The 16838-nt window shown below is 70.9% G+C and carries 19 protein-coding genes; 17 read left to right on the top strand and 2 right to left on the bottom strand.

Going from position 1 to position 16838, the window contains the following annotated elements; genetic code table 11:
- Positions 1 to 8 precede the first annotated feature (8 nt).
- The 8 genes from D1793_RS08585 to D1793_RS08550 all read left to right on the top strand — a co-directional run bounded on the left by D1793_RS08585 (position 9) and on the right by D1793_RS08550 (position 7127).
- Positions 9 to 443 (top strand): TIGR01244 family sulfur transferase, encoded by a 435-nt coding sequence (locus D1793_RS08585; protein ID WP_110069193.1) that lies wholly within the window; start codon positions 9 to 11, stop codon positions 441 to 443.
- Between the two features lie 3 nt (positions 444 to 446).
- A complete protein-coding gene (gene sulP / locus D1793_RS08580) occupies positions 447 to 2255 on the top strand; it encodes a sulfate permease (protein ID WP_119021798.1) in 1809 nt (602 codons plus the stop codon).
- 12 nt (positions 2256 to 2267) lie between these two features.
- Entirely contained in the window at positions 2268 to 2741 is a 474-nt protein-coding gene (locus D1793_RS08575) for a YeeE/YedE family protein (protein WP_119021797.1), read from the top strand.
- Positions 2738 to 3166, top strand: coding sequence for a DUF6691 family protein (locus D1793_RS08570; RefSeq protein WP_119021796.1), 429 nt, complete (start codon positions 2738 to 2740; stop codon positions 3164 to 3166). The genes D1793_RS08575 and D1793_RS08570 overlap by 4 nt, the downstream gene beginning before the upstream one ends.
- 183 nt (positions 3167 to 3349) lie before the next feature.
- Positions 3350 to 4045, top strand: coding sequence for a response regulator transcription factor (locus D1793_RS08565; protein WP_119021795.1), 696 nt, complete (start codon positions 3350 to 3352; stop codon positions 4043 to 4045).
- Positions 4042 to 5361, top strand: a complete 1320-nt coding sequence (locus D1793_RS08560; RefSeq protein WP_119021794.1) for an ATP-binding protein — start codon at positions 4042 to 4044, stop codon at positions 5359 to 5361. The genes D1793_RS08565 and D1793_RS08560 overlap by 4 nt, the downstream gene beginning before the upstream one ends.
- A 56-nt stretch (positions 5362 to 5417) precedes the next feature.
- On the top strand, positions 5418 to 6071 hold the full coding sequence (locus D1793_RS08555; RefSeq protein WP_119021793.1) for a c-type cytochrome: 654 nt from the start codon (positions 5418 to 5420) through the stop codon (positions 6069 to 6071).
- A gap of 12 nt (positions 6072 to 6083) precedes the next feature.
- Positions 6084 to 7127 (top strand): c-type cytochrome, encoded by a 1044-nt coding sequence (locus D1793_RS08550; protein ID WP_119021792.1) that lies wholly within the window; start codon positions 6084 to 6086, stop codon positions 7125 to 7127.
- A gap of 141 nt (positions 7128 to 7268) precedes the next feature.
- Here D1793_RS08550 and dsbG read toward each other — a convergent pair whose 3' ends face one another.
- Complete coding sequence (gene dsbG, locus D1793_RS08545) at positions 7269 to 7982, bottom strand: thiol:disulfide interchange protein DsbG (RefSeq protein ID WP_240407828.1); 714 nt, start codon at positions 7980 to 7982, stop codon at positions 7269 to 7271.
- 103 nt (positions 7983 to 8085) lie between these two features.
- A complete protein-coding gene (locus D1793_RS08540) occupies positions 8086 to 8907 on the bottom strand; it encodes a TlpA disulfide reductase family protein (protein WP_119021790.1) in 822 nt (273 codons plus the stop codon).
- A gap of 226 nt (positions 8908 to 9133) precedes the next feature.
- Here D1793_RS08540 and D1793_RS08535 point away from each other — a divergent pair, with 226 nt between their 5' ends.
- The 9 genes from D1793_RS08535 to D1793_RS08495 all read left to right on the top strand — a co-directional run bounded on the left by D1793_RS08535 (position 9134) and on the right by D1793_RS08495 (position 16741).
- Positions 9134 to 9628, top strand: coding sequence for a copper chaperone PCu(A)C (locus D1793_RS08535; protein ID WP_119021789.1), 495 nt, complete (start codon positions 9134 to 9136; stop codon positions 9626 to 9628).
- 76 nt (positions 9629 to 9704) lie between these two features.
- The gene (gene nrdR / locus D1793_RS08530) at positions 9705 to 10187 is read left to right on the top strand and encodes a transcriptional regulator NrdR (protein WP_119021788.1); all 483 of its coding nucleotides are present in this window, start codon (positions 9705 to 9707) and stop codon (positions 10185 to 10187) included.
- Between the two features lie 28 nt (positions 10188 to 10215).
- Positions 10216 to 11361 (top strand): bifunctional diaminohydroxyphosphoribosylaminopyrimidine deaminase/5-amino-6-(5-phosphoribosylamino)uracil reductase RibD, encoded by a 1146-nt coding sequence (gene ribD / locus D1793_RS08525; RefSeq protein ID WP_119021787.1) that lies wholly within the window; start codon positions 10216 to 10218, stop codon positions 11359 to 11361.
- Between the two features lie 370 nt (positions 11362 to 11731).
- Positions 11732 to 12910, top strand: a complete 1179-nt coding sequence (gene ribBA, locus D1793_RS08520; RefSeq protein WP_119021786.1) for a bifunctional 3,4-dihydroxy-2-butanone-4-phosphate synthase/GTP cyclohydrolase II — start codon at positions 11732 to 11734, stop codon at positions 12908 to 12910.
- Positions 12911 to 12982: 72 nt separating this feature from the next.
- Complete coding sequence (gene ribE, locus D1793_RS08515; protein WP_119021785.1) at positions 12983 to 13477, top strand: 6,7-dimethyl-8-ribityllumazine synthase; 495 nt, start codon at positions 12983 to 12985, stop codon at positions 13475 to 13477.
- A complete protein-coding gene (gene nusB / locus D1793_RS08510) occupies positions 13474 to 13977 on the top strand; it encodes a transcription antitermination factor NusB (protein ID WP_110069208.1) in 504 nt (167 codons plus the stop codon). Before ribE ends, nusB begins: the two co-directional genes overlap by 4 nt.
- A 13-nt stretch (positions 13978 to 13990) precedes the next feature.
- Complete coding sequence (gene thiL / locus D1793_RS08505) at positions 13991 to 14980, top strand: thiamine-phosphate kinase (RefSeq protein WP_119021784.1); 990 nt, start codon at positions 13991 to 13993, stop codon at positions 14978 to 14980.
- Positions 14977 to 15450 carry a phosphatidylglycerophosphatase A gene (locus D1793_RS08500; RefSeq protein WP_119021783.1) on the top strand — a complete coding sequence of 158 codons (474 nt, stop codon included), beginning with the start codon at positions 14977 to 14979 and terminating at the stop codon, positions 15448 to 15450. Before thiL ends, D1793_RS08500 begins: the two co-directional genes overlap by 4 nt.
- A gap of 55 nt (positions 15451 to 15505) precedes the next feature.
- Positions 15506 to 16741 carry a DUF945 family protein gene (locus tag D1793_RS08495; protein WP_119021782.1) on the top strand — a complete coding sequence of 412 codons (1236 nt, stop codon included), beginning with the start codon at positions 15506 to 15508 and terminating at the stop codon, positions 16739 to 16741.
- The last annotated feature ends 97 nt before the right edge of the window (positions 16742 to 16838 follow it).

The raw sequence follows: 16838 nt of genomic DNA, 5'->3' as shown, positions 1-16838 counted from the left end.
GAGCGCCCATGCAGATTCATCAGCTCGAACCCGGCTTTGCCATCACCGATGCCGTGACCCCTGCCGACCTCGACGAGGTCGCCCGCCGCGGCTTCCGCTCGGTGGTGTGCAATCGCCGCCCCGGCGAGGCCGAGGATCACCCCGATGATCGCGCCCTGAGCGAGCGGGCCGCCGAGCTCGGCCTCGAGTGGCGTTGCATCCCGGTCACCCCGGGCGAGTATGGCGATGCCGATATCGAGGCCTTCGGCCTGGCGCTGGAGACCCTGCCCACGCCGATCCTGGCCTTCTGCAAGACCGGCAAGCGCGCCGTGCACCTCTGGGCCCATGCCCGCAGCCAGGGCGAGAGCTGCGACATCCCGGCGCTGCTGGCCGCAGCGCGCGCCGCGGGCCACGATCTCGAGGAGCGCCGCCCGCTGCTGGAAGCCGCTGCGGGGCAGCGCTGAGCGATGAACCCCAAGCGCTACCTGCCTATCCTGCAGTGGCTGCCCGGCTACGGTCGCGCCACCCTGGGCAGCGACCTGCTGGCGGCGGTGATCGTCACCATCATGCTGATCCCGCAGTCGCTGGCCTATGCCATGCTGGCCGGGCTGCCGCCGGAGGTGGGCCTCTACGCCAGCATCGCGCCGCTGGTGGTCTACGCGGTGTTCGGCACCAGCCGCACCCTCTCGGTGGGGCCGGTGGCGGTGGTCTCGCTGATGACCGCGGCGGCGGTCGGGCAGATCGCCCCCCAGGGCACCCCGGAGTACCTCGGCGCGGCCCTGGTGCTGGCGCTGATGTCCGGGCTGATGCTGACCCTGATGGGGGTGGCGCGGCTGGGCTTTCTGGCCAACTTCCTGAGCCACCCGGTGATCTCCGGCTTCATCACCGCCTCTGGCCTGATCATCGCGGCGAGCCAGCTCAAGCATGTGCTGGGGGTCGAGGCCGGCGGCCATAACCTGCTCGAGCTGCTCCTTGGCCTGGCCAGCAGCCTGGGGCAGGTAAATGCTCCGACCCTGGCGATCGGGCTTTCGGTGCTGGCCTTCCTCTACGCCGCCCGGCGCTGGCTCAAGCTCGCCCTGGTGCGACTCGGCGTGCCGGGCCGGCCGGCCGACATGCTGACCAAGGCCGCGCCGATTCTCGCCGTGGCGGTGACGACCCTGATCACCTGGCGGTATGGCCTCGACGAGCGCGGCGTGGCCGTGGTGGGGGCGGTGCCGGCGGGCCTGCCGCCGCTGACCCTGCCCGGCTTCGACAGCGGCCTGTGGAGCCAGCTGTTCGTGGCGGCGCTCCTGATCAGCATCGTCGGCTTCGTGGAGTCGGTGTCGGTGGGCCAGACCCTCGCCGCCAAGCGCCGCCAGCGCATCGACCCCGACCAGGAGCTGGTGGGGCTCGGCACCTCCAACATCGCGGCCTCCTTCACCGGGGGCATGCCGGTCACCGGCGGCTTCGCCCGCTCGGTGGTCAACTTCGATGCCGGCGCCGAGACCCCGGCGGCCGGAGCCTTCACCGCCGTGGGCATCGCCGTGGCGGCGCTGCTGCTCACCCCGCTGATCGCCTACCTGCCCATCGCCACCCTGGCGGCCACCATCATCGTGGCGGTGCTCTCGCTGGTGGACATCCCGGCCATCCGGCGCACCTGGGCCTACTCGCGCAGCGATTTCGCCGCCATGCTGGCGACCATCGCCGTGACCCTGGTCGTCGGCGTGGAGAGCGGCATCATGGCCGGGGTGGGGCTGTCGCTGGCGCTGCACCTCTACCGCACCAGCCGCCCCCACAGCGCGGTGGTGGGCCTGGTGCCGGGCAGCGAGCACTTTCGCAACGTGGAGCGCCATTCGGTGGAGACCGACCCTCGCCTGGCGATCCTGCGGGTCGACGAGAGCCTCTACTTCGCCAACGCCCGCTACCTGGAGGATACCGTGATGGCGCTCGCCGCTCGCCAGCCGGGCCTGGCCCACATCGTGCTGGCCTGCCAGGCGGTCAACGTCATCGACGCCTCGGCGCTGGAGAGCCTGGAGGCGATCAACGCGCGGCTCAAGGATTCCGGCGTCGCCCTGCACCTGGCCGAGGTCAAGGGGCCGGTGATGGATCGCCTACAGCACACCGAGTTCTGCCACGAGATGACCGGCAAGGTGTTCCTCAGCACCTTCGATGCCTGGCAGGAGCTGCGCGGCGAGAGCGACGGCAGCCTGTCGCGCCGCTGCGCCGAGCTGCAGATGGGCGCGAGATTCGATTCCCCCATCGATGATTCGACACAACCGCATCCGCGGATGCACTGAAGGAGAGAGAAAGTGGACTGGAGCTCATCCCTGTCTGGACTGGCCGGCGGTATCCTGATCGGCCTGTCCGCCACCTGGCTGATGGCCACGCTGGGCCGCATCGCCGGCATCAGCGGCATCATCGGCAACCTGATCACGGTTCGGCCCAGGGGCGACAGCGCCTGGCGGCTCACCTTCCTGCTGGGCCTGATCAGCGGGCCCCTCCTGCTGATGCTGCTCGGCGGCGGGCTCGGCAACGTGGCCGGCACCGGGATCGACGTGACGGGCCGGGTGATCGGCGCCCCCGCCGGCGGCGTGGCGCTGATGCTCGTGGCCGGCCTGCTGGTCGGCGTGGGCACCGGGCTTGGCAGCGGCTGCACCAGCGGCCACGGGGTCTGTGGCCTGGCGCGCCTCTCGCCGCGCTCCATGGTGGCGACCCTGACCTTCCTGGTGGCGGCGATCATCACCGTCTACGTGGTCCGACATCTGATCGGAGGTGGCGCATGAAGACCGAGACCTTGAAGCCAGTGATGGGCTATATCGCCGGCCTGCTGTTCGGCCTCGGCCTCGGCATCTCCGGCATGACCGACCCGGCGCGGGTGCTGGGCTTCCTGGACCTCTTCGGCGCCTGGGACCCGACCCTGATGTTCGTGCTCGGTGGCGCCGTGGTCACCAACTTCATCGGCTATCGCCTGGTCTTCAAGCGCACGGCCCCGATCTACGGTGAGGCCTTCCAGCTGCCGACCCGTCAGGACCTCGATGGCCGGCTGATCGGCGGTGCCGCCCTGTTCGGCATCGGCTGGGGGCTCTCCGGCTACTGCCCGGGTCCGGCCATCGCCTCCATCGGCGGCCTGACCGCGCCGCTCGTCGCCATGCTGGTGGCCATGGTGGCCGGCTGGTTCCTGGCCAGGGCGATTCCGGCCCGCGGCTGAATCACTCCCATCGGGAGGCGCCTCGCGTCCCCGCCGGCATCGCCGGCGGGGACGCTTGCGTTTCCCGGGCCGCCGAGGCCATTGGACCAATGGATCATGCCGAACAGTTGTACGCTTATAACCGCTTAACACCTGCTTAATTGACGGGTGACACGATGCCCGACACGACGAGGAATCCATCTCATGCACGTTCTGTTGATCGAGGATGACGCCCTGGTGGCCTCCGGCATCCGCGCCGGCCTGACCGTCCACGACTTCGTGGTCGACCACGTGGCGACCCTGGCCGAGGCGCGCAGCGCCATGGGGGCGGTCTCCAGCGATGTGGTGATCCTCGACCGCGGGCTGCCCGACGGTGATGGCCTGACGCTGCTGGAGGAGTGGCGTGCCGCCGGGGTGACCACCCCGGTGCTGGTGCTGACCGCCCGGGACACCGTGCAGGACCGCGTGGCGGGCCTTCACGGCGGCGCCGATGACTACCTGGTCAAGCCCTTCGACCTCGACGAGCTGGTGGCCCGGCTGCAGGCGCTGCTGCGCCGTGCCGCCGGGCGGCCGCGCTCGCTGATCGAGCACGGGGCGCTGTGCCTGGACCCGGTGGCCCGGGAGGTCACCGTGGCGGGGCGCCCGGTCGCGCTGTCGCGCCGCGAGCTGGTGCTGCTGGAGACCTTCCTGCAGTCGCCACGCAGCGTGCTCTCGGCCGACCAGCTCAAGGACAGCCTCTACGGCATGAACGACGAGGTGGAGAGCAACGCCCTCAACGTGCATATCCACCACCTGCGCCGCAAGCTCGGCAGCCGCGTGATCGAGACGGTGCGCGGGCTGGGCTATCGGCTCGGCAAGCCCTCCGCGGTGGAGCCGACCGACAGGGGGCGGGGGGCATGAGCCTGCGCACGCGGCTGCTGCTGACCCTGGGGCTCACCCTGGCGCTGCTGTGGGGCCTGGCGGCGGCCTGGCTGATGCGGGATCTCGAGGAGCAGTTCGTGGCCACCCTGGACCAGCGCCTGGCCCAGTCGGCACGGATGGTGGCGGGGCTGATGGCCCAGTTCCCCGAGGAGGTGTGGCTCCAGGCCGACCGCCGTGCGCTCTCCATCCCGCCCATCGAGGGGCTGGCCTGCCAGGTGCACTCGCCGCGAGGCGAGATCATGGCCCGCACCCACACCGACCTGGAGACGATCCTGGCGGCGGGGGAGCGCGGCCACACCTTCCGCGAGGAGGGCGGCGTCACCTGGCGGGTGTTCACCTACGAGCGCGGCGGGCTGACCATCACCACCGCCGACCGCATGGACGAGCGCGACCAGCTGCTGGCCGATGTGTTCAAGGTGGCGGTGGTGCCCTTCGCCGTGGCGCTGCTGGGCAGCATGGTGGCGCTCTGGCTGGGCGTGCTGCGCGGCCTGGCGCCGCTCTCGCGGCTGCGGGACTCCCTGGCGCGGCGCCACCCGGACGCCCTGGCGCCGGTGGCCACCTACGGCGTGCCCATGGAGCTGCGTCCCCTGATCGAGACGCTCAACGGCCTGCTGGCGCGCATCCAGCAGGCCATCGTGCGCGAGCAGCGCTTCACCAGCGATGCGGCCCATGAGCTGAAGACGCCGCTCACCGCCATCAAGACCCACCTGCAGGTGGCGGGCCGGGTCGAGGGCGAGGCGGCCCGCCAGTCGCTGGCCTACGCCGAGGAGGGCGTGGGGCGGCTGGCGCGGATCCTCGACCAGCTGCTGATGCTGGCCAGGGTCGAGGGGCGCGTGCAGTTCGAGGATGGCGAGCCGAGCCGGGTGGCCGACGTGGTCGAGCTGGCCCTGCGCGATACCGGCGTGGACCCGAGGTGCTTCGAGCTGCCCGAGGCATGGCCCGAGGTGAACCTGGCGCTGCCCCGGGAGCTTGCCGTCACCGCGCTGCGCAACCTGGTGGACAACGCCCTGCGCCACGGCGGCGAGGGCGCGCCGGTAACGGTCACGGCCCGCCTGGACGAGGCGGCGGGTGAGCTGACGTTCCTGGTGCGCGATCGCGGCCCTGGGGTGGACGACAAGGCCCTCGCCCAGATGTCCCAGCGCTTCTGGCGTGCCAGCAAGCAGCGCGGCAGCGGCCTGGGGCTGGCCATCGTCATGGCCATCGCCGAGCGTTTCGCCGGCCGGCTCGAGTTTGCCCGTCCCGACGGGGAGGGGCTGGAGGCCTGCCTGACCGTGCCGGTCAAGGCGGGTCGTTGAATACCCCGTACCGATCACCGCGTACCGGGGCCGATGACACAACAAGGGGAAACCACATGACCAGCAAGAGGATCACGGGCGGGCTTGGCCTGCTGCTGGGCGTCGGCCTGGCCGCCGGTCAGGCCATGGCGCTGGAAGGCGACGCCGAGCGGGGCCAGGCGGCCGCGGGAACCTGCGTGGCGTGCCACCAGGCAGACGGCAGCGGCATGAACGTGCCCGGCGGTGAATCCTGGCCGCGCCTGGCGGGGCTGGATGCCGACTACATCGCCAAGCAGCTGCACGACTTCAAGGAGGGGCGCCGCCAGAGCGCCAGCATGCTGCCCTTCGCCAACATGCTCGATGACCAGCAGATCGCCGATGTGGCGGCCTACTACAGCGAGATGCCGGTGACCGCCGCCCAGGGCGGTGACGTCGATGACGAGCTGCTGGCCCGCGGCGAGCAGCTCGCCCTGCGCGGCGACTGGGACCAGTACATCGTCTCCTGCAAGAGCTGCCACGGCCCGCGCAACGAGGGGGCCGGCAGCACCTTCCCGGGCATCAGCAGCCAGCACGCCGGCTACATCGAGAAGCAGCTGCGTGCCTGGCAGGCCGACGAGCGCGGCAACGACCCGCAGAACCTGATGGGGGCCGTGGCCAAGCGCATGAGCGACGAGGACATCACCGCCGTGGCGGCCTGGCTGGCCGGCCAGTCCGTGGCGTCCGAGGAATAAGGGGAGCAGAGCATGAACCACTTCAGGACACACCTGGGCAGGACCACCCTGGCCATGGCCAGCGCCACTCTGGTGGCTGGCGTCAGCCTGGCGGCCAGCGCCGACACCCTGCACCCGGCCATCGAGACCCTGGTGGAGATGGGCTATCCGGCCCCCCAGGAGGGCGAGCTGGTGCATATCCCGCCGACCATGGCGGATCTCGAGGCCTCTGACCTGCACCCTGAGACCAAGAAGGTCATCCGGCGCGGCTACGACCTCTTCACCAACACCCAGCAGCTGCGCGGCGAGAATGTCTACAACGACATGAACTGCTCGAGCTGCCACCTGGGCGAGGGCCGCCAGCCGTTCAGCGCCCCGGTGTGGGCGGCGGCGGTCACCCTGCCCAACTACCGCGGCAAGAACGACCACGTCAACAACCTGGAGGAGCGCATCGCCGGCTGCTTCGCCTATTCCATGAATGGCGTGCCCCCGGAATACGGCAGCGACGACATGCTGGCGCTGACCGCCTACCACCAGTGGCTGGCCAAGGGCGCGCCCGTCTACCCCGACCAGCCGATCTACGGTCGCGGCTTCCCGCATCCCGACCGCCCCGACGAGCTCAGCTACGCGAACGGCGAGGCGCTCTACCTGGAGAACTGCGCCATCTGTCACAGCGAGGATGGCTCAGGCTATTACCAGAACGGCGAGTACGTCTTTCCGCCGCCCTGGGGTGATGGCTCCAACAACTGGGGGGCCGGCATCGTGCGCGTACACACCGCGGCCGGGTTCATCAAGAACAACATGCCGCTTGGCCAGCCGCTGTCGCTCTCCGACCAGGAGGCCTGGGACATCGCCTACTACATGAGCAGCCAGGAGCGGCCGCAGGATCCGCGCTACACCGGCGACGTGGCCGAGACCCTGGAGCGCTTCGGCCCCAGTTTCCATCGTCACTCGCTCTATGGCCAGGAAGGCCCTGATGGCAACATCCTTGGCGATCACGCCAACTGGGGCGAGAAGGGCGACGAGGTGAAACCGTGGAACATCGGCCAGCCGCGCTTCAAGGATCTGGAGGACTGAGGCCTATCCTGGCCCCGGCCGGCGCTGCCCCACCAGGGCAGTAGCCCGATACCGAAGAGTCCCGCCTGGCACGCCAGGCGGGACTCTTCTCCTTATCTCTCTTCTGCTGTATCTCTCTTCTGCTGGACGGGTGTCGAGGCGTCAGGGCGCCTCGCCGCCCATCACCTCCACCATCCGCTCGTCGCTCGGCAGCCCCTGGACGCGGTCGACCCGATCACCGTCGCGGAACAGCGTGGAAGGGGTGGCGATCATGCCCAGCTCGTCGAAGAGCTGGTTGTTGGCGTAGACCTGCTCCTCGATCTCGCGCGCCTGGGCGGTGGGCACGATCTCCTCGCCGCCGTCGCTGTGGGCGTGCAGTGCCGCGGACGGGTCCTCGGCGCCCAGCAGGCTCGCCGCCTTGGCGGGGCTGTTGGAGGCGAGGATGCCCACCATGATATGGCGCAGCTGCACTTCGCCGGCCTCGACCCAGGGCCGTGCCGCCTCCCAGAACTGCCGGCAGTAGGGGCAGTTGGGGTCGGTGAAGGTGTAGACCACCCGCGGCGCGTCGGCGTCGCCGTCCTGGATCCAGTGGCTCCTTTCCAGGCGCTCCCACACCTCGGCGAACTGGGCGGCGCGCACGTGCTCGTCCAGGGCGGCATCGGAGAGGTCATTGCCCTCGGCATCCACCAGGGTGCCGACGATGGCGTGCTCGCCGTCCGGGGTCAGGTAGATGGCCACCTCGCCGCTGGGGTAGCTGGCCGCATAGCCGGTCAGGCCGCCGGGGGCCTCGAACTCGGCATGGATCTCCAGGCCCTGGGCGCTGAGCGCCTGGACCGGGGCCGGCCAGTGGTCATCGGCGAGGGCGGGGGCGGCCATGGCCAGGGCCAGGGCGCCGATGGGAAGCAGAGGGGAGGGGTGTCGCATGGGGAGGTCCTTTCTCATGGAGGGGGCACGGAAATGGGCGGGGCAACCAGGGGCTTCAGCGCAGGCGCTCGAGCCCCCGCGTGAGCGTCGCGCGCGAGAGCTCGCCGAAGTGGGTGTCCACCAGGCGTCCCTCGGCGTCGTAGTAGAGGGTGGTCGGCATGGCCATGGCGCCGGTGGCGTCGCCCAGGGCGTTGCGAGCATCCAGCAGCACGTTCTCCAGGGTCAGTGACTCGTGGTCGAGGAAACGGTTCACCAGGCTGGCGTCCTCGCCCTGGTTGACGAACACGAAGGTGATGTCGGTCTCCTCCTGCTGGGCCTGCTCGAAGACCGGCATCTCGCGACGGCACGGCGGGCACCAGGTGGCCCAGAGGTTGACCACCATGGGCTGGGCCTCGCGCTCGGCCAGGGCCGGCAGGTCGATGGGCTCTCCCGCAAGGGTGGCCAGCGGGGTGTCCGGCATGGGCCGGCTGTGGCTTTCCAGCAGCAGCAGGGGGCCGGCGGTGAGCCCCCAGGTGAAGGCGCCGGCCACGAGGGCGCCGGAGAGCGCCGCACGCTGCCGGGGGGCCCTCCACAGCCGCCAGGCGGCGTAGCCGAGGCCCGCCACCAGGCCGCCCAATGGGTCGAAGCCGCCGTCGCGGATATCCAGCATCGCCAGCGGGCCGTCGTAGCTGCCCCAGTAGCGGGCCACGAACAGCAGGCGGGCACCGATCAGGGCCACCAGCAGCAGGGTAAAGAGGGTGTCGGCGACGGGCGTGCGGTGGCGTCGCCCGATCAGCGTTCCGGCGAGCAGGGCGATGCCGAAGGCCAGCACGATCAGCAGCTGGCCGATGGAGAGGCCCAGCGGGCCGATCGCGATGCTCTGGTTCAGTCCATGCATGGGAGTCTCCGTATGGGGTCGAGGTGTCCGGCGGCAGCAGGGCCGCTGGCTGCGCAGGCTCAAGCCTGGCGTCCGCAGCGAGTGTGGCAGCCATGGATTAGCAGGGTATTATCCATGCTGGCGGGGCGGCGGCGTGGGGCGTTATGTCGCAAGGCCGTTTCGCCCGCTCGACAGTAGGATATCGGAACACGCCTGTCTGCCACACTCGCCCAAGGAATCTCTTGCCATGCTCCATCCCGCCCTGCCTTTCCTGCGCACCGCCCTTGCCGGCCTGGCCCTGACGCTGGCCAGCCAGGCCGTCCTGGCCCAGCCCCTGGCGGTCGAGAACGCCCAGGTGCGTGCCGTGCCGCCGGTCTCCACCACCACCGCGGCCTTCATGGTGCTGACCAACCACGGCGATGGCGACCTGGTGGTGGTCGGGGCCCATTCGCCGGCCGCCGAGACCACCGAGCTGCACAACCATGTGGACGTGGACGGCGTCATGCAGATGCGCCGCGTCGACGAGATCGGCGTGCCCGCCGGCGCCAGCACCGAGCTTGCCCCGGGCGGCCTGCACCTGATGCTGATCGACCTGGTGGCGCCGCTCCACGAGGGGGACGAGGTCGAGATCAGCCTGGTGCTCGACAGCGGCGAGACCCTGGAGCTGACGGCCCCGGTGCGGCCCATCGAGGTGATGGGTGGTGGCATGCCCGACCACGGCAGCGGCCACCACGGGCACTGAGCCCCACGCTGGGCGGGGGCGGCCGCAGTCGTTACAATATGACCACGTCCCCGTCTCCCCAGCCCGGAACCCAGCGATGCACTGCCCCTTCTGCGGTACCCATGACACCAAGGTCACCGACTCGCGGCTGGTCGCCGAGGGTGACCAGGTGCGTCGCCGCCGCCAGTGCGTGGCCTGCGGCGAACGCTTCACCACCTACGAGACCGCCGAGCTGGTGATGCCCCGGGTGATCAAGGGCGACGGCTCCCGGGAATCCTTCGACGAGCAGAAGCTGCGCGCCGGCATGCTGCGGGCCCTCGAGAAGCGCCCGGTCAGCGCCGAGTCCATCGAGGCCGCGGTGCAGCGCATCCGTCAGACCCTGCGCGCCCGCGGCGAGCGGGAGATCCACGCCCGCGACATCGGCGAGCAGGTGATGCTCGCCTTGAAGCGCCTCGATCAGGTCGCCTATATCCGCTTCGCCTCGGTCTATCGGCGCTTCCAGGACATCGACGAGTTCCGCGCCGAGATCGACCGCCTGGCCCAGGAGCCCACCTTCGGCCCCGACGAACCCCGCGGCTGAGCGTCCTTCCCCGACCCCAAGGAATCCCATGGCCGTAACGCCCCCCGAAGCCTGGATGGCCCGGGCCCTGGAACTGGCCCGCCGCGGCCTCTATACCACCGACCCCAACCCCCGCGTGGGCTGCGTGCTGGTCAAGGGCGAGCGCCTGGTGGGCGAGGGCTTCCACGCCCGCGCCGGCGAGCCCCACGCCGAGGTCCACGCCCTGCGCCACGCCGGCGCGGCCGCCCGCGGCGCCACTGCCTATGTCACCCTGGAGCCCTGCTCCCACCAGGGGCGTACCGGCCCCTGCGCGGTGGCGCTGGTCGAGGCCGGCGTGGCGCGGGTGGTGGTGGCCATGGCCGACCCCAACCCGGCAGTAGCCGGGCGCGGCATTGCGCGGCTGCGCGAGGCGGACATAGAGGTGGAGGTGGGCGTGCTGGAGGAGCAGGCCCGGGCGCTCAATCCCGGCTTCATCATGCGCATGGACCACGGCCGCCCCTTCGTGCGCCTCAAGATGGCGACTAGCCTCGATGGCCGCACCGCCATGCGCTCCGGCGAGTCCCAGTGGATCACCGGGCCCCAGGCCCGCCGCGAGGTGCAGCGCCTGCGCGCCCGATCCAGCGCCGTGTTGACCGGGGTGGAATCGGTGATCTTCGACAACTCGCGGCTCACCGTGCGCCCCGAGCAGGCCGAGCTCGACGGGGTGGAGCTGATCGCCGGCCGCCAGCCGCTGCGGGTGGTGGTGGACAGCCGCCTGCGCCTGCCCGAGGCCGCGGCCTGCCTCACCGAGCCCGGCCGGACCCTGGTGGCCACGGTCGAGGGTCATGAGCCGGAGCGGCGCGAACGGCTCGAGGCCGCCGGCGCCGAGGTGGTGGCGCTGCCGGCGGACGCCACCGGCCGCGTCGACCTCCACGCCCTGCTGCGTTACCTGGCCGATGTGGAGCAGGCCAACGAGGTGCTGCTGGAGACCGGCGCCACCCTGGCCGGCGCCATGCTCGACGCGGGCCTGGTGGACGAGATGCAGCTCTTCGTGGCGCCTACCCTGCTGGGCGGCGAGGCGCGCCCGCTGTTCCAGCTCGCTGGCATCGAGACCATGGCCCAGCAGCGCGGCCTCGAGATCCTCGATATTCGCGCCGTGGGCCGCGACTGGCGCATCACCGCCCGGCCCGAGCGCCGTACGCTGGCCGCCCGGTGAGGGGCGCCCGTTAGGGCCATCGCAGCTACCGACAGTGGCGTAGCGAAAGGCGCCGGGGACAGGACGGAGAGGGGGTCCGAGGACCAGGGAAGGCCGAGGTAGCCTACAGGGAAGTACTCGTAGCGCCCCCTCGAGGGCCTGTTGCCGGAACAGCCTTGAGCGGTAATGCTTTCTGCGCGCCGGGCTCACTACTGGCGCCCGACGCCGCGCCACGGCTCTTTACTGGCGCCCGACGCCGCACCACGGCTCTTTACTGGCGCCCGACGCCGCGCCACGGTAACCTGACGCCGTTTCGAGGCGGGGTGCTGCCTGCGGACGACGCCAGCGTCGCCGTCAGCCGACACCGCCAAGCTGAATTTCTGGAGATCTCATGGTGAACTCAACTGCCGGCGGGCTGGCCCCCATCGAGGACCTGATCGAGGACATCCGCCAGGGCAAGATGGTGATCCTCATGGACGATGAGGATCGCGAGAACGAAGGCGATATCATCATGGCCGCCGAGAAGGTGCAGGCCGAGCACATCAACTTCATGGCCCGCTTCGGCCGTGGGCTGATCTGCCTGCCCATGACCCGCGAGCGCTGCGAGCGCCTCAGGCTGCCGCTGATGGTCACCGACAACGGCTCGGGCTTCGCCACCAAGTTTACCGTCTCCATCGAGGCCGCCGAGGGCGTGACCACCGGCATCTCCGCCGCCGACCGCGCGCGCACCGTGCAGGCCGCGGTGGCCCGTGACGCCCGGGCCGAGGACATCGTCCAGCCGGGGCATATCTTCCCGCTGATGGCCGAGCCCGGCGGCGTGCTGCGTCGCGCCGGCCACACCGAGGCGGCCTGCGATCTCTCCGCCCTGGCCGGCCTCGACCCCAGCGGCGTGATCTGCGAGATCATGAACGACGACGGCAGCATGGCGCGTCGTCCGGAGCTCGAGCGTTTCGCCGCCGAGCACGGCCTGAAGATGGGCACCATCGCCGACCTGATCCACTACCGCATCCACAACGAGCAGACGGTGGAGCACGTGGAGGCCACGCCGGTGCAGACCGCCTATGGCGAGCTGACCCTGCACGTCTTCCGCGACAGCATCCAGGGCGCCCACCACCTGGCGCTGGTCAAGGGGCGCCCCAGCCCCGAGACCCCGACCACCGTGCGCGTGCACCTGGCCGACGCCATGCGCGACCTGCTCGCCCTGCAGAAGGGCGACAGCGCCCAGTGGAGCTCCCAGCGGGCCATCGCCGAGGTGGCGCGCAGCGAGCGCGGGGTCTTCGTGCTGCTCGACGACGGCCGTCCCCGCCAGGACCTGCGCGACTACCTGGACACCTTCCTGGAGCGCCGGCGCGCGCCGCGCAACAGCGCCTCCGACGGTGCCGGCAACTACCTGACCATTGGTACCGGCTCGCAGATCCTGCGCCATCTCAACGTCGGCAAGATGCGCCTGCTCAGCTCCCCCTGGAAGTTCTCGGCCCTCTCCGGCTTCGACCTGGAAGTGGTCGAGCGCCTGAGCCCCGAGGACATCGCCGCGGCCGACGCGGAGCGTGCCGAGAACCGCGGCGACTGACGCCGACCCCGATCCCGACCATCCAGCGGGCGCGGCCCCGGGCCGCACCCCAGCATCATCAGGAAGACAGACATGCAACCCATTTCTCAAGTGGAAGGCAGCTTCATCGACGTGGACGGCCGCTACGTCATCGTGGTGGGACGCTTCAACCATCACGTGGTGGACAGCCTGGTGGAAGGCGCCGTCGACAGCCTGGTGCGCCACGGCGTGGCCGGCGAGAACATCGATATCGTCCACGTGCCGGGTGCCTGGGAGCTGCCGCTGGCGGTCAAGCAGGTGCTCAAGGTGGCCCATCCCGACGCGGTGATCGCGCTGGGCGCGGTGATCCGCGGCGGCACCCCCCACTTCGAGTACGTGGCCGGCGGCTGCAACTCGGCCCTGAGCAGCCTGCAGCTCGAGTTCGATACCCCCATCGCCAACGGCGTGCTCACCGTCAACTCCATCGAGCAGGCCATCGAGCGCTCCGGCACCAAGGCCGGCAACAAGGGCGCCGAGGCGGCCATGGCGGCCATGGAGATGGTCTCGCTGCTGCGCTGCTTCGGCGACGACGAGGAGGAAGAGGCATGAGTCGCGAGCGCGCTCGCGGTCCCTCCAAGGCGCAGCTCTCTCGGCGTGCCGCGCGGGAGCTGGCCGTTCAGGGCCTCTACCAGTGGCAGATGACCGGCAAGTCGATCTCCGCGGTGGAAGCCGAGTTTCGCAGCCAGCGTGCCGACGACGACCTCGAGGACCACGAGAACTGGCTCAAGGTCATGGAGATCGCCGATCTGGCGCTGTTCCATGAGCTGCTGCACAACGTGGCACGCTTCAAGGCCGACCTGGACGCGTCCATCGCGCCGCTGCTTGACCGCAAGCTCGAGGAGCTCGACCTCATCGAGCTCTCCATCCTGCGCCTGGGGGCCTACGAGCTCTCCCGGCGTCTCGATGTGCCCTACCGGGTGGTGATCAACGAGGGCGTGGAGCTGGCCAAGTCCTTCGGCGCCACCGACGGTCACAAGTACGTCAACGGCATCCTCGACAAGCTCGCCGGGCGTCTGCGCTCCGCCGAGGTGGCCGCCCGCCGCCGCTGAAGGGGATGCCCCCATGGTCAGTCAACGTCAGCATAGTGAATTCGGGTTGATCGCCCGCTACTTCACCCCGTCGCCGCCCGGCCCTGATGCCGGCGTGGCGCTGGGGGTGGGGGACGACTGCACGCTGCTGCTTCCCGCGCGGGGGCAGCAGCTGGCGGTGAGCGTCGACACCTCGGTGGCCGGCGTTCACTACCCCGAGGACGCTCCCGCCGAGGCGGTGGGACATCGTGCCCTGGCGGTGAGCCTCAGCGACCTCGCGGCGATGGGCGCCCGTGCCCGCTGGTGCCTGATGGCGCTGACCCTAGAAGAGGCCGACGACGCCTGGCTCGAGGGCTTCTCGCGCGGCTTTCGCGACCTCGCCGAGGCCAGCGGCACCGCCCTGGTGGGGGGCGACGTGACCCGCGGCGCCACCACCATCGGCGTGACGGTGATGGGGGAGGTGGCGCCCGGGGCGGCACTGACCCGCCACGGAGGCCGTTCGGGCGACCTGGTCGCGGTGACCGGCACGCTGGGGGGCGGCGCCGGCGGCCTGGCGCTCTGGCAGCGCGGCGAGCGCGACCCCGCCCACCCGCTGCTGACCCGCTACCTGCGCCCCCAGCCGCGCCTGGCGGCCGGCGAGGCGCTGGTGGGGCTTGCCACCGCGGCCATCGATATCTCGGATGGCCTGCTGGCCGACCTGGGCCACCTCCTCGAGCGCTCCGGCGTCGGCGCCACCCTTGATCCCGAGGCGCTGCCCCTGGCCGAAGGGCTGGTCGCGGCGCTGGGCGAGGAGGGCGCCCGTCAGGCGGCGCTCGCCGGCGGCGACGACTACGAGCTGCTGCTGAGCCTGCCCGCCGAGCGGTTTGAGGCGGCCAGCGCGCGACTCGCCGCCCTGGGCCTGCCGCTCACCGTGATCGGCCGCCTCGAGGCCGAGCCCGGCCTGCGCGGCGTGGCCATGCCCGGCCGCAGCGGCTGGCAGCACTTCCAGGCGGAAGGCGACGAGGACGCAGGAGGGGCGACATGAACCGAGCGCCCCCCAGCATCTGGCATCGTCCGACCCACTTCCTCGCCTTTGGCCTCGGCAGCGGGGCCGTGCCCTGGGCCCCAGGCACCTTCGGTACCCTGGCGGCCATTCCCTTCTACTGGCTGCTCTCCGAGCTGCCTCTGGGCTGGTACCTGGCGGTGGTGGTGGCGGCCTTCGTGTGGGGGGTGTGGCTCTGCGAGAAGACCTCCCGCGACCTCGGTGTCCACGATCACTCCGGCATCGTCTGGGACGAGTTCGTCGGCTACTGGATCACCATGGCGGCGGTGCCCTTCTCCTGGGAGGCGGCGCTCTGGGGGTTCGTGCTCTTCCGCATCTTCGATGTCATCAAGCCCTGGCCGATCCGCTGGGCGGACCGCCGGGTGGCGGGGGGGTTCGGCATCATGATCGACGACGTGATGGCGGGCATCTACGCCTGGAGCGTCATGCATATCTGGTTCTGGCTACACTGAAGGGTCGAGTCGCGGCTCGCCCGTCCGGGTGTTGCCGAGCAGGGAAGGGGGCGCTATGCGCAAGGAACGACTGATCGTCCCGGTGGTGGTGGCGCTGGCGGTGGTCTGGGCGGTGGCCCAGTACCTCGCCTCGCTGCTCTTCGAGCGGGAGCTGGTCCGCGCCCTGGTGGATCTCGAGGCCCGCGGCGAGCTGGTGACGGAACGCAGCGAGGTGGAGCGCGGCTGGCTGGGCTCCTCGGGGGTGGTGCACCTCTCGCCGGTGCTGGGCGATGGCTGGCGCCTCGAACTCACCTACTCGGCGCGCCACGGGGTCTTCAGCACCCGCGTCGAGGGGGGCTTTCATCCGTCTATCGGCCCGCGCCAGCTGCATCTGTTCGGCGACTGGCTGCCCTCGAGCCCGCCGAGCTGGCATGCCAGCTACCAGACCCTGGGCGGCACCCTGGAGGGCACCATCCAGCTCGCCCCCTTCCTGATCAGCCAGGGACCCCGTGAACTCGACTTCCGTGGTGGCCAGCTCAGCTTCGGTGGCCAGCAGGGCGACTGGCGCCTGCGCGCCAGGCTGCAGCCCTGGCGGCTGACCGACGGGGTGGCCACCCTGGAGTCCGGGCCGGTCTCCCTGGAGAGCCGTTACGCCTACACCGCCGGCGCCCATCACTTCACCCAGCATGACCTGCTGCGTATCGACCAGCTCGCCTGGCAGCAGCCGGGCCTGGCGCTGGAGGCCAATGAGCTCGTCTACCGCAGCCGCATGCAGCTCGATGACAGCGAGCTGCGCATCGACAGCGAGCTGACCCTAGCCGAGGTGCTGGCGGCGGAGCAGGTGCTGCTGACCGGGCGGGTGGCCATGGAGCTGTCGCGGATCAACGCCGACGGGGTGCGCGAGGCGCTGGCCGGGCTGCGTCGGGAGGCGGCTCAGACCCGCGAGCTCTCCCCGCGGGAGCTGCTCGCCCGCCTGGAGCCGGAGCTGCGGTCGACCCTGGTCGACTCCCCGCGCCTGGACCTCACCGAGGTCGACCTGGAGAGCCCGATGCTGGGGATCGCCGCCCGCGGCGACGGCGCGCTCTTCTTCGACCCGCGCCGCCTCGACGAGCTGAGCCTGGCGCGACTCGATGACGAGGAGGAGCGCGCGCGCTGGCTGTCCCGCCTCGACGGCGATGGCACCTGGCACGAGGTGCCTGCGGTGGTGGCCCTGTGGCTGGGCCTGCCGCTGGGGACCCGGGACCTGGAGCTCGACGTCATCCGCGGCCGGGTGCGGGTCAATGGGCGACCGATGCCCTCCCTGTGGCGGTGAGGCGGAGTGGCGGCCTCGCCTGAGCGTGCCTGGCTGACTTGAACTTGCGGCTTGTCGCCCGCATTCCTGAGCCAAAGGCGTAAGCCGCCATCGGATC

Origin of the sequence: Halomonas sp. JS92-SW72 (assembly GCF_003547075.1) — a bacterium.
GTDB lineage: Bacteria > Pseudomonadota > Gammaproteobacteria > Pseudomonadales > Halomonadaceae > Halomonas > Halomonas alkalicola.
Note: the sequence above shows the minus strand (reverse complement) of the source record. Positions and strands in the feature narration are given on the sequence as shown.